The 12,057-nt window shown below is 39.9% G+C and carries 9 protein-coding genes; 7 read left to right on the forward strand and 2 right to left on the reverse strand.

The window, feature by feature from the left end:
- The 7 genes from QNK26_RS12235 to QNK26_RS12265 form a co-directional block, all read left to right on the forward strand.
- Nucleotides 1-254, forward strand: a 254-nt coding sequence (locus QNK26_RS12235) for a paraquat-inducible protein A (RefSeq protein ID WP_319223278.1), incomplete at its 5' end; no start/stop codon positions are given.
- Nucleotides 241-864, forward strand: coding sequence for a paraquat-inducible protein A (locus QNK26_RS12240; protein ID WP_319223280.1), 624 nt, complete (start codon nucleotides 241-243; stop codon nucleotides 862-864). The genes QNK26_RS12235 and QNK26_RS12240, both read left to right, overlap by 14 nt.
- Entirely contained in the window at nucleotides 851-3,565 is a 2,715-nt protein-coding gene (locus QNK26_RS12245) for an MlaD family protein (RefSeq protein WP_319223282.1), read from the forward strand. The genes QNK26_RS12240 and QNK26_RS12245 overlap by 14 nt, the downstream gene beginning before the upstream one ends.
- Nucleotides 3,566-3,658: 93 nt before the next feature.
- Nucleotides 3,659-5,119 carry a 16S rRNA (cytosine(1407)-C(5))-methyltransferase RsmF gene (gene rsmF, locus QNK26_RS12250; protein WP_319223284.1) on the forward strand — a complete coding sequence of 487 codons (1,461 nt, stop codon included), beginning with the start codon at nucleotides 3,659-3,661 and terminating at the stop codon, nucleotides 5,117-5,119.
- Between the two features lie 316 nt (nucleotides 5,120-5,435).
- Nucleotides 5,436-6,086 (forward strand): DUF2760 domain-containing protein, encoded by a 651-nt coding sequence (locus QNK26_RS12255; protein ID WP_319223285.1) that lies wholly within the window; start codon nucleotides 5,436-5,438, stop codon nucleotides 6,084-6,086.
- Nucleotides 6,083-7,912, forward strand: coding sequence for an Hsp70 family protein (locus QNK26_RS12260; protein WP_319223286.1), 1,830 nt, complete (start codon nucleotides 6,083-6,085; stop codon nucleotides 7,910-7,912). The genes QNK26_RS12255 and QNK26_RS12260 overlap by 4 nt, the downstream gene beginning before the upstream one ends.
- 110 nt (nucleotides 7,913-8,022) lie before the next feature.
- Nucleotides 8,023-10,833, forward strand: coding sequence for an Hsp70 family protein (locus tag QNK26_RS12265; RefSeq protein WP_319223288.1), 2,811 nt, complete (start codon nucleotides 8,023-8,025; stop codon nucleotides 10,831-10,833).
- A 76-nt stretch (nucleotides 10,834-10,909) separates the two neighbouring features.
- On the opposite strand, the gene QNK26_RS12270 is transcribed toward QNK26_RS12265, so the two are convergent.
- Nucleotides 10,910-11,161, reverse strand: a complete 252-nt coding sequence (locus QNK26_RS12270; protein ID WP_319223290.1) for a DUF2960 domain-containing protein — start codon at nucleotides 11,159-11,161, stop codon at nucleotides 10,910-10,912.
- Between the two features lie 152 nt (nucleotides 11,162-11,313).
- A partial coding sequence (locus tag QNK26_RS12275; protein WP_319223292.1) for a YchF/TatD family DNA exonuclease occupies nucleotides 11,314-12,057 on the reverse strand: 744 nt, incomplete at its 5' end.

The raw sequence follows: 12,057 nt of genomic DNA on the forward strand, positions 1-12,057 counted from the left end.
TACTGACAAAACGTAATACACCGCAACTTATTTTATTGCTCAAGTTAGTTAAATTTTTTACCGAATGGAGTATGTTAGAAGTTTACCTCGTCAGTTTTTTAATCGCGGTATTTAAACTGTCTGACATTGCCGACATCCAATTACAATTTGGCTTACTCAGTTTTATTTCTCTGATGTTTATTTCAAGCCTTATCATGTATAGGTTGAATCTTGAAATTTTCTGGCAAAAAATGGACGAAAATGCAAACAGCTAAAGAAAATCAAATCGCTAAATGTCACGAATGTAGTCAATTGATCAGTGTTGAACAGGATGTGAAACGCCAGCGTTGTCCTCGTTGTTTTGCTCGGGTTCATTTTCGCATACCCCGTAGTATCCAAAAAACATGGGCCTATTTAATCTCCGCAGCAATCATGATGATACCGGCAAATTTTTTGCCTATAAGCACGTTAACAAGTACCGGTCAGATTACTCCAGATACCATCATGTCTGGAACCATCGCCTTAGCAAAAAGTGATAACTTAGGCATTGCCATCATCATTTTCATCGCTTCGATTCTAGTACCCTTATTTAAAATTATTGGCTTAATGCTCATTTTGTTATCTGTTCAAAACAAAATTTTTATTACCGCAAAGCGAAAATTATTATTATTTAATGCAATTCATTGGATCGGTAAATGGTCCATTATGGATTTGTTTGTTATATCGATTATGGTCGCGGTGATCAACCGAGGTAATTTACTCTCAGTTGATCCCGGATATGGAGCGACTTGCTTTGGTTTGGTTGTTGTATTAACAATCTTAGCCGCAGAAAGTTTTGATACACGTTTAATTTGGGATTTAAACCATAACAATGAAAGAAAATAACGAACCACAAATGCCCGAGAATTGTGATGCACCTAAGCCTGTATTACACAAACCGAATGTGATGTCGCCTATTTGGCTGCTGCCAATTGTCGCCGTTGTACTTGGGATATACCTCATGTATCAAAGCATTGCTCAAGCCGGCATTGAAATACGCATTCATTTTGACAATGCAAATGGCATAGTGGCAGGTAAGACCTTGGTCAAATACCAAGGTTTGAATATCGGTAAGATCAAAAAAATTGCGCTAGATGACGATCTCAACGGTATTTATGTTACCGCCGAAATTGACAAAAAAGCGATACAAGTATTGCGCAGTAATACACAGTTCTGGTTAGTTGCACCAAAAGCGTCAATTGCTGGGATTTCGGGCCTAGATGCACTTGTGACTGGTAATTACATCGACCTATCTCCCGGTGACGGTGGTTACAGTGTCGAATTTAATGCGGTACAAACTGCACCGAATAATCTACCTGATGATCAAGGCTTAATTGTACGTTTAACCGCCGATAAACTCGCTTCCATTCGTCCAGGAGCAGAGATTTTTTATAAAAAAATCCCCGTTGGACAAGTGCACAGCTTTAAACTGGATAAACAGACCGATGATATCTTAATTGAAGCGGTGATTAATAAGCAATATAGCTATCTGGTAAAAGACAACTCACGTTTTTGGAATGCCAGCGGTATTAATGCCGAGTTTGGTTTTGACGGAGTTAAAATTGAGACTGAAAGCCTAACGGCAATTATCAGTGGTGCACTGGCATTTGATTCTCCAGCCGATGGTAAAGAGGTTAAAAACAATCAAGCATATACTTTATATAACAGTATTAGTGATGCTGAACGGGCTGTCCAAATTGAATTTAACTTGGCCAATAGCCATGAAATTAAAATAGGTAACAATATCTACTTGAACGGCCAACAAGTTGGTGAAGTAACGCAAGTTATAACCCAATCAATTGATGCCGCGACTCAGCAAGTAACGCCAACAGCGGTGGCCATTGCTGACGTAGATCCTGCCATTGTTGACTTGTTACGTGAAAACACCCAATTTTGGGTTGAAAAAGCCAATTTTTCTCTTTCTGAAAGCAAGAATGTAGCTAACCTTGTTACAGGTAACTATATACTGTTTACACCAGGACAAGGTGAGTTACAAACTACCTTTGATCTGGTTTCAAATGTTGATGACCTTATTCCCAATAAACAAATCTCTATTGCTGCCAACGATGCGAATGGCTTAGCGGTTGGAAATAAGATCTATTACAAAAATTACCCTGTGGGTCATATTAGTCGAGTGACGTTTAATACCAAAACCAACTTGATTGATTTAAAGGTCAATATCTACCAAGACTATGCCCATTTACTGCGTCGCACAACACGTTTTATAAATATTAGTGGTGTTTCAGTTGATGCTAACATCTCGGGAATTAACGTTAAATCGTCACCGATTTCAGCACTGGTCAGCGGCGGAATTGAACTGATTAATGACCCATCATTTAAGGCCAAAAGTAAAACTCAACAGTACCGCCTGTACCCTTCTTTAGCCTTGGCTAAATTAGGCAGTGATGCCTTTAAGTCGGATAAGACCATCACCTTATTGACTAAACCAAATCATGTCATCTCTAACGGCGCGCCAGTCTATTATCGCAAGTTAGTCGTGGGTTCTGTTGCTAATTTTCGCTTAGCGCCAGACAATGAACATATCATTGTCACGCTCGATATCTTCAGCCAATACGCACACTTGATTAATAAAAACAGTGTTTTTTGGGACGTGTCTGGAATAGATATATCAGGCAGTTTAAGTAATTTAAAAGTGCAAACCGAGTCTTTATTAACTGTCGTTGCGGGGGGCATTAATTTTGATAACATTAAACCGGTAAACGACAATAAAGTCAGTCTGGCTAAGTCAAAAACCAGCCATTACAAACTGTTTCGCAGTTTTGCTGCCGCAACGGATGACCGCCCAACAATTGCGTTAACCTTTCTTTCTGGTGCCGATATTAATGTCGGCACTGAAATTAAGCACAAAGGTATAAAAGTAGGTGAAATAAGTGCGATTAAACTCAAAGTAGATCAAGGTTTTATCGAAGCGACCGCCAAACTTGAAACCGACTATGCGCAATACTTTATCAGACAAGGTAGTCAGTACTGGTTAGAGCGTGTTGAAGTCGGTTTGGACGGTATTAAGAACGCCAACACCCTACTTTCCGGTGCTTATATCAATGTAACTAAAGGTACTGGTAATAAGGTCAAACGATTTAAAGTGCTTAATGCTGCGCCAAAGATTGCTGCTGATGATGTAGGTTTATCAGTTACTGTCATAAGCGAAAGATTAATGGGTTTAACAGCGGGTACAGCGGTATATTTCCGCCAGATAGAAGTTGGCTCTATTACACACTCAGAACTATCAGAGCAAAGTGATAAAGTATTAATTAGCCTCAACATCCAACCGAAGTATCAACATCTCGTCCATAATGACAGCCAGTTCTGGGCGGTATCCGGGTTCAATGTGGATATAGGCCTGACTGGCGCAACCCTTAAAGCGGAATCATTAAAAACGATTTTAGCTGGTGGTATTGCGTTTGCGACACCAAATTCAAGTAACAACAGTCAATTAGCTGCGCCGTTCTCTCAATTCAATTTAGCCCAAGAAGTTAACCCCGATTGGCTTAAATGGAATACCAAGATCGATAAACCAGCTAAGTAACGGTCCTATACCCAGCTACTACAGCAATCTCAACCTTGTAGTAGCTGGGGTATATGATAAAATGCCCCCTTATTTTTCAATTGAGCCTGTAAAGTGCATTCCAATATAAAACTGCCTGAAGATTACCTCACCTTAATGGGTAACATTATTCCCGATCATCTCTCTATGGATGACTTTATTGCTTGTTGCCAAACACCATTGAAAACCAGTGTTCGAGTCAATACGCTTAAAATTTCTGTTGAAGAATTTAAACAATTAGCAAAAACAAAACAGTGGTTATTAACCCCTATCCCATGGTGTGAAGAAGGTTTTTGGTTAGAGCAAGAAAATACCGATACCAAACTGGGTAATAGCTGGGAGCATATAGCGGGCCTGTTTTATATCCAAGAAGCGAGCTCAATGCTACCTGTTACAGCCTTGTTCAAAGAGCAAGTATCAGGCGCAGTGGCACAATATGATACGATACTTGATTGCGCATCAGCGCCAGGTTCAAAAACAAGTCAAATAGCCGCATTATGTAACAATAATAATTTCATCGTTGCTAACGAATTATCCTCAAGCCGTTTAAAGGTACTGAGTGCCAATATTCAACGCTGTGGTATTAAAAATATTGCGCTTAGCCACTATGATGCGAATGTATTTGGTACTTGGTTACCAGAAATGTTTGATGCTGTATTACTTGATGCACCTTGTTCTGGTGAAGGCGCGATCCGTAAAGACGACAAGGCAATGCTTAACTGGTCGTTAAAAAGCATTAATGATATTGCTGATATTCAAAAAGAATTAATTGAAAGCGCATTTAAAGCCTTAAAACCGGGTGGCACGTTAATCTATTCGACTTGTACATTAAACAGCACTGAAAACCAAGCCGTTTGTCAGCATTTACTCGACCTTTATCCAGACCATGCAGAAGTTATTCCGCTTAACGACTTATTTCCAACGGCGAATGATTGTCTAACCGCTGAGGGGTTCTTACACGTATGGCCGCAGATTTACGACAGCGAAGGTTTCTTTGTTGCTAAGTTCACTAAAAAAGAATCGCAGGGTCTACGCCCAATTAAAAAGAAAAAACGCTTAGTATTCCCATTTAGCCCTGTTAGTCGTATCGAAAATGATGCCATTCGTGATTATTTCCGTGAAGCGTTTAATTTCGAATTTGAAAGTGGTGTTTTCTATCATCGAGATAGTGAAATCTGGCTATTCCCAAAAGAGTTCCCTGCTTTCATTGGTAAATTCAAGTTTGATCGTATCGGAATTAAAATAGCGGAACAGTTTAAAAAAGGTTTCCGTGCACAACATGAATGGGCGCGCACCTTTGGCCATCATTGTACTAAAAACACCGTTTCACTTGATATTGAACAAGCTAAACAATACATAATGGGCCGAGATATTAACTTCTCTGATATTGAAATTGATAATTTAGATGCGCTACAAGGCGAGTTAGTGGTATTACTCGAAGGTAGCGTGCTTGGTTTAGGTAAACGTGTAAATCAACGTTTAAAAAATAATTATCCGCGGGATCTCGTTCGTGATAACAACTTATTCAACGAATAGTTTTATCATTAATTTTACGATATAGCGCACACTATTTTAATGTTAATTGGATATGCGTAAATAATTTACTATATTTAAATATACGATAATACCAATTTCCCTAAGCTCATTACATGGATTTGTACTGGGCTTTTTTTTATTTATTTTAAAAACAACTAAACTTAAAAATACGTTTCTAAATATTCCCGCTAAAATGGCTATTCTTTGCTCCTAAGTACTAGGTAAATAAGCTAAAAAATCACATTATACTCCGCAGCATTAAGAACTATGATAAAATCGCTGATAATATTGATTTATACAAACTTGAGTAAAATATATGACCTTCGACCTTACAAATATCTCAGAACTACCTACAGGCCCTGATGCCGCGCATATTGCCTTGTTCGCTCTTACCCTAATCCTGCTATTAATTACCCTCGTTAGGGGTGGTAAAAAAACAATTGAAATAGAAAAAATTGTTGAAAAAGAAGTAGAAGTTAAAGTGGAAGTTGAAGTTGAAAAAATTGTAGAGGTGATCAAACACGTAGACGTTGAGAAAATCGTTGAAGTTGAAAAGATTGTCGAAATCAAAGCACCGTTACAAGAAGCAAGTCCTGCAGCCGCTTGCCAGCTTTTATCACTACTCCAACATGAAGCACGTTTCGTCGACTTTATCCAGGAAGATTTAACGGGTGCAACGGATGAACAAATCGGTGCAGCAGCTCGCATTATTCATACCGGCAGCAAAAAAGTAATCAATGAATACTTTAGCTTTACACCAATTCGCACTGAAGAAGAAGAAAGTCAAGTAACCGTTACAGAAGGCTTTAACCCATCGGAAATTAAGTTGATTGGTAACGTACTTGGCTCTGCTCCTTATCGTGGTATCTTAGTCCACGCAGGCTGGAAAATTAATAGTGTTAACCTACCTAAACTAGCACAAGGCCATAACACTAATATCGTTGCTGCTGCAGAGGTGGAATTATGAGCGACATAACTATGACCGAAATAGCGGCAAAATACAGTATTGGTATCGATTTAGGTACTACACACTGTGTATTATCATATATCGACTTAGAGCAAGACAGTGATCAAGCCGTTAAACAATTGTTTGCGATCCCGCAACTATCGGCTCCGGGTTCTCTCACTGAAAAATACCAGCTACCTTCTTTTGCCTATCAAGCGCATGCCGATGAGATCAGCCAAGATCAAACCCCATTACCTTGGAACAGTGACAATACAGTACTTGTCGGTGATGTAGCACGTCAGCTGGGTCTTAAAACACCGATTCGTTTAGTTTCGAGTGCGAAAAGCTGGTTAAGCCATGCAACAGTAAGTCCACATGATGCGATATTACCCTTCTCAAGCCCTGATGAAGTAGAAAAAATATCGCCAGTAACAGCAACGAGTCAGTACTTAAGCCACTTAGCTGAAGCTTGGAATAATGCACACCCTGATTCACCTATTGCAGACCAAGATGTAACAATCACTATTCCGGCCTCGTTTGATCCAGCAGCACGTAACCTAACGGCTCAAGCGGCACAAGATTTAAACCTTAAACATTTAAATTTACTGGAAGAGCCACAAGCGGCAGTTTATAGCTGGTTAGAAGCATGCGGTGATAAATGGCGCGACCAAGTAAACGTTGGTGATACCATCTTAGTGGTTGATATCGGTGGTGGTACAACCGATTTATCATTAATTTCTGTCGAAGAGTCTGAAGGTAACTTAACCTTATCACGCGTTGCAGTTGGTGAGCATATTTTACTCGGCGGTGACAATATGGATCTTGCCCTAGCCTATCGTCTAAAAATGAAATTAATGCAAGAAGGTAAACAATTACAACCTTGGCAAATCCAAGCTATTACTCATGCTTGCCGTGATGCAAAAGAACAACTGCTATCAGACGGTGACGTTGATGCAATGCCTATTGTGATACCAAGCCGTGGCTCGAAGTTAATTGCAGGCACCATGCAAACAGAGCTAACACGTGATGAAGTTAAGCAAACTATTTTGGATGGTTTCTTCCCTGCAACAGCAGTAACAGAAATGCCACAACAAAATACCCGAACTGCTTTAACGCAGATTGGTTTACCTTATGCACAAGATGCCGCTATCACTAAGCACATAGCCCACTTCTTGAATAAACAACATGACGCTTTAGAGTCAGATGCTGGTGACTTCATTAAACCAACGGCGGTATTGTTCAATGGTGGTGTATTTAAGTCTGCAGCAATCAGCTCTAAATTAATCGGTATTATCAATGACTGGTTAATTGATGCTGATGTTGAAGAAGAAGCAAAACTATTAACCGGTATTGACCTTGACCTTGCTGTCGCCAATGGTGCGTGTTACCACGGTTATGCGAAACAAGGTAAAGGCGTTCGTATTAAAGGCGGATTAGCTAGCTCATATTATGTGGGTGTTGAAAGTTCAATGCCAGCAATACCCGGATTTGAAGCGCCACTTGAAGCGGTTTGCATCGTCCCATTTGGTCTTGAAGAAGGCTCTAACGTTAAGGTAACCACACACCAATTTGGTTTAGTTGTCGGCCAGCCGGTTAAATTCAAGTTCTTCGGTTCTACAGTACGTCGTGAGGACGTTGTCGGCACCCACCTTGATTTCTGGCAACCAGATGATCTTGAGCAACTACCTGACATCGAAGTGACGCTAGACTCAGTTAATCGCAATAGCGGTGATGTTGTGCCAGTATCATTGTCAGTGACAGTAACAGAAGTGGGAACACTGAAAGTTGAAGCTATCGCAAATGATAGTGATGAAACGTGGGAAATTGAGCTAACTGTGCGTCAATAAAAGTACGTAAGTAAACATGTTTTAGCATCATCAGCACACGGTCGTTATATCGATAAATGTGTACTTAACTCAGGGCTCGCTGCCCTGAGTTTTATTATATGGAGTTTTTAATGCCCTCACCTGTTTCTAAAACAGCGCAATATGTAATTGGCATCGATCTTGGCACTACCCACAGTGTTCTTTCTTATAAAAATATCGATGATTATCAAGCCAGTGCGTCTGTATTCCTCGTTGACCAATTGGTTGGTCCTGGCGAAGTAGCAAGAAAACCACTATTGCCGTCATTCCGCTATCACTTTAATGATCATGAAATTGCCCCAACGGATTGTGTATTACCTTGGAAAACAACACCATTCAGCGGTGAAATAGCCAATGTTATTGTTGGTCAATGGGCTCGAGATTTAGGCACTAAAACCAAAGGTCGGTTAGTCTCAAGTGCCAAAAGCTGGTTATCTCATCCAAGTATCGATGCTCAAGCTGCGATATTACCTTGGGCGGTTGAAGATAACATTGAAAAAGTATCACCAGTGATCGCTAGTGCCAGCTACCTTGCCCATTTTCAAGCATCTTGGAATTATCACAATCCAGAGCACCTACTTGCCGATCAAAACATTACTATCACAGTACCAGCCTCTTTTAACGACACAGCTCGCGCCTTAACGCTAGCTGCAGCGGATTTAGCAGGTTTAACTAATGTAACATTATTAGAAGAACCACAAGCGGTTTGTTACGACTGGTATCACCGTAATAAACAAGCCAAAACAGATTTAATCGAACAAGATAAAACCATGCTTGTTTGTGATATTGGCGGTGGCACAACGGATTTAAGTTTGATCGAAATGTCATTAGAACATGGTGAATTAAATTTAAACCGTGTTGCTGTTGGTGATCATTTAATGCTCGGGGGTGATAACATCGATTTGGCGTTAGCCCATGTGGTCGAATCGAGAATATCACCTGATCAGCGTTTGCAATCGGCTGCGTTAGGCCAGCTGATCCAGCAGACACGCCAAGCCAAAGAACTATTTTTATCAGAACAGCCACCAAGCACCACATCAATTACATTACTTGGTCGTGGTTCAAAACTAATCGCCCAGTCTAAAAAGTGTGAACTGACTAAAAACGAAGTCATCGATATGGTGTTTAATGGTTTTTTACCAAACAGCAGCTTTAACCAATTACCAACCCACAGAAAAAATGCGGTTGTTGAATTTGGTTTACCTTACACTTCTGACCCTGCGATTTCAAAGCACATTGCTGAATTCATTCATACTTATTACGATGTGGACGCAGCAGAAGATTACGATCCAGTTGTAGTCCCTGCAGCAATTCTCGTTAATGGTGGTATTTTTAATAGCCAGCAAGTCAAACTGCAAATCGAAAAAGTACTATCCGGTTGGAAGCAACAAAAAGTGCAGATGTTGCACAATGGTAATCCTGATCTGTCCGTTGCTTATGGTGCGGTTGAATTTGGCTTTGCTAAGCTGGGTAAGCAAAAACAAATTGGCGGAGGCAGCCCACGTAATTACTTCATTGAAATAACCGATCGTTCAGGGAAATCACAATCTATTTGTCTGTTACCTAAGGGCACAGAAGAAGAACAAGTTATCAATCTAGATAGCCGTTTATTCTCGTTAACTATCGGTGAGCCAATTCGTTTTAATCTTGCTACCACCAGTCATGAAAGTAATTTCAAACCTGGTGAGATTATTGAAACAGAATTCGAGGCTGAACTTAAAGGCAAAACCCCCTTACCACCTTTTGTCGTTACGATCCCTGAGCATAAAGATCACAAACGCTTTGAGTCTGTTTACCTGTCATGCAAACTTAGCAGTATCGGTACTTTACAACTTGAGTGCGTAAGTGAAACCAACACCAAACAGCGCTGGGCTTTAGAGTTTTCTGTGCGCCCTAGTTTAGCAACGAAGACATCGAATGGTGATAGTAAAAATATCAATGACATTAAGCAGCGCCATCCTAAGTTACCCGAAGCAATCAAATTAATTGAAGCTGTGTATGGGGCGAGCAGTAAAAAGAGTGATCCGAAGTTAGTTAAATCATTACGTAATGATCTTGATAAACGTCTGGGTAAACGTGATACCTGGGATACCGATCTATTACGAGAATTAGCAGCACCTTGCTTACAGTTTGCTAAAAACCGTCGACGTACAGAACAACACGAACGTAATTGGCTAAAGTTAACCAGCTTCCTGCTTCGTCCCGGCTTTGGTTATCCAGCGGATGATTGGCGTATTGAACAAATTTGGCCGCTATTCAAATCAGCGATCCAATACAATAAATCAACACAGTCATGGAGTGACTGGTGGAATTTATGGCGTCGTATCGCTGGTGGACTTAATGAACAACAACAAATTGAAATATATGACACCATTTCGGTGTACTTTGTTGAAGATAGCAATAAACACGCAAAGATTATCAATCAAGCTAAGCTGCGTAGCTATGACGACATCATTCGGCTAGCCGCATCGCTTGAACACATTCCTGTCGCGCTTAAAGTTGAATTTGGTGAATACTTATTGACTAAATTAAACAAACCACAAAACCAACAATTACATTGGTGGGCATTAGGCCGCATTGCGTCACGTGTTGCTTTTTATGGTAGTCAGCACAATGTGATCCCTCGCCACATCGCTGAAACGTGGTTAAACACTTTACTGGCCGCTAATTGGCAAAAAGAACCACACATTGCTTTCGCCGCCGTAATGATAGCTAGAAAAACCGGTGATAGAGAAATGGACATACAAGATAAGGTAAGAGATGCTGTTATTGAAAAATTAACACAAAATAAATTATCGGAATCTTGGTTAGCGTTAGTACAAGAGGTACAAACGTCTGATGAAACAGTAATGAAGCGGATCTTTGGGGACAGTTTACCGGCAGGTTTAACCTTACTGTCTTAATATAAATATGATGTTTAATAGGTGGTCTTTAGCGACCACCTATTATTTAGCATTAATAATTCATTTGATGCTTAAATTATTCTTCAATACCGTCTTTAATAAACCAAACATTAGTAAAGCCAAGTTTAGTAAAATGGTTCTTACGGAATTCTCTTACTGATTTAGTACCTTTAGATACATCTTCAACTTGTTTTTCCATAATCATGTATTGCGTTAGATCTATGCCTTCTTCTGCAGCAACAGCTTCATAAATATGGTGAAACTTTTGGTATGAGAATGTAATTTTCTTATTTTCTTTTTTATAAGTATAGCTAACTAGGTGGGCCAAAATGCCTCCGAATAATGATTAAATTCGATACTCCGCGAGGAAATATCGAGGTATTACAATTTATGTTTGGATAATACCATAATTTATTGGAGATGATAGTACTGCCAACTTCTGCTTTAAAGTTGGATTTACTACCACCGTCAACAGAAGTATTATTTCTTAGCGTTAAATAACGTGAAGTAGTTTTCAGTCGTTGTTTCAGCTAGCTCAGCAAACGTTACGCCACGCAGGTCGGCAACAAACTCAGCGACAGCACGAACATAAGCCGGTTGATTTTCTTTACCACGGTATGGCACAGGCGCTAAATAAGGTGAATCCGTTTCAACTAACAGTCTATTAGCTGGAATGGTTTTAACCACAGCTTGTAGATCTTTCGCTGATTTGAACGTCACAATACCTGAAATAGAAATATAAAAGCCCATTTCTAATACCGCGGCAGCCATTGCATCGGACTCAGTAAAACAGTGGATCACACCACCAATTTTATCTGCGCCCTCTTCTTTCAAAATACGTATAGTATCTTCAACTGCACCACGGGTATGAATAATAAGTGGCTTATTAAGTTCAATAGCAACTTGGATATGATTACGAAAAGACGCTTGCTGAATGTCTTTGTTTTCAGGTGAGTAGAAATAATCTAAACCGGTTTCACCAATCGCAACCACCTTTTCATGACGGGCTAGCAGCAATAACTCTGATTTTTCATATTCATCTTCGAGGTTAAGAGGATGAACGCCACATGAAGCATGAATATTATCAAAATCAGCGATAAGTTCGATCATTGTTTTAAAGCGCGGTAATGTTACTGACACACTTAATAAATGTGACACACCACGCTCTGTTGCTTTATTCACAACATCGGCAAGATCAGTATGAATGGTATCGTAATTTAAACC

This window comes from Moritella sp., from assembly GCF_033791185.1.
Taxonomy (GTDB): Bacteria; Pseudomonadota; Gammaproteobacteria; order Enterobacterales; family Moritellaceae; genus Moritella.